We start from the raw sequence: 1251 nt of genomic DNA on the forward strand, positions 1-1251 counted from the left end.
GGCTACCACCATCACGATTACGATCACGATCACGGTTACGGCCATCGCCACCACGGCTACCACCATCACGATTGCGATCACGGTTACGACCATCGCCACCGCCGCGTCCGTCACGACTACGATTACGGTTACCATCACGGTATCCGCCTCCGTTACCGCCGCGTTTTTTAGAACCGCCACCTCTTGAAACAACTGGTGGTTCTGACGTTAAAGCGATTGGAGTTGTATCTGGCTCTTTTGTCATCATTTTTAAAGCAGCAGCTACTACTGTTACAGAATCATTCTCTTCTAACATTTCTTCTGCAATACGCTTGTAGTATGATAAATTATCATTTTCAATTGTGCTTTGAAGTTTTTCAGCGATTAAACGTTGTTGACCTTCTAATGCCTCGTCAAGTGTCGGTGCTTCCATACGATCAACTTTACGTTTTGTAGTGCGCTCGATATTTTTTAATTGTCCTGATTCACGTGGTGTTACAAATAACATTGCAATACCTTTTTTACCTGCACGGCCAGTACGACCGATACGGTGAACGTATGATTCTGGATCTTGTGGGATATCGAAGTTATATACATGTGTTACGCCTGAAATATCAAGACCACGTGCAGCAACGTCTGTTGCAACAAGAACTTCAATAGCACCTTCTTTAAATTTACGTAATACAGACATACGCTTCGCTTGTGTTAAGTCACCGTGAATACCTTCTGCTGCATAACCACGTAAGTTTAATGCTTCTGATAATTCATCAACACGACGCTTTGTACGACCGAATACGATTGCAAGCTCTGGAGATTGAATATCTAGTAAGCGTGTTAACACGTCAAACTTTTTCTTTTCTTGCACTTCTAAATAGAACTGCTGAATGTTTGGCATTGTTACTTCTTTTGCTTTTACTTTAATGTGTTGAGGCTCAGTCATGAAACGCTCAGCAATACGACGGATTGGATCTGGCATTGTCGCTGAGAATAATAATGTTTGATGTGTATCTGGCACATCTGTTAAAATCGCTTCAATATCTTCAATGAAGCCCATGTTTAACATTTCATCCGCTTCGTCAAGAACAACTGTCTCTACGTTTTGTAAGCGAAGTGTTTTACGGTTAATATGATCTAAAATACGACCCGGCGTACCAACAATAATGTGTGGGTGTTTTTTTAGAGCACGAATTTGGCGGTTAATATCTTGACCACCATAGATTGGTAAAATACGAACGCGTTTATGTTTACCAATTTTGTACAGCTCTTCTCCAA

Annotated in this window: 1 protein-coding gene; it reads right to left on the reverse strand. The window is 41.4% G+C overall.

All coding sequences use genetic code 11. The features are described 5' to 3' along the window. On the reverse strand, window positions 1-1251 hold a 1251-nt coding region (locus tag DN394_RS28830), incomplete at both ends, for a DEAD/DEAH box helicase (protein ID WP_149294479.1).

The organism is Bacillus sp. BB081 (genome assembly GCF_008368895.1).
GTDB classification, from domain to species: Bacteria; Bacillota; Bacilli; order Bacillales; family Bacillaceae_G; genus Bacillus_A; species Bacillus_A wiedmannii.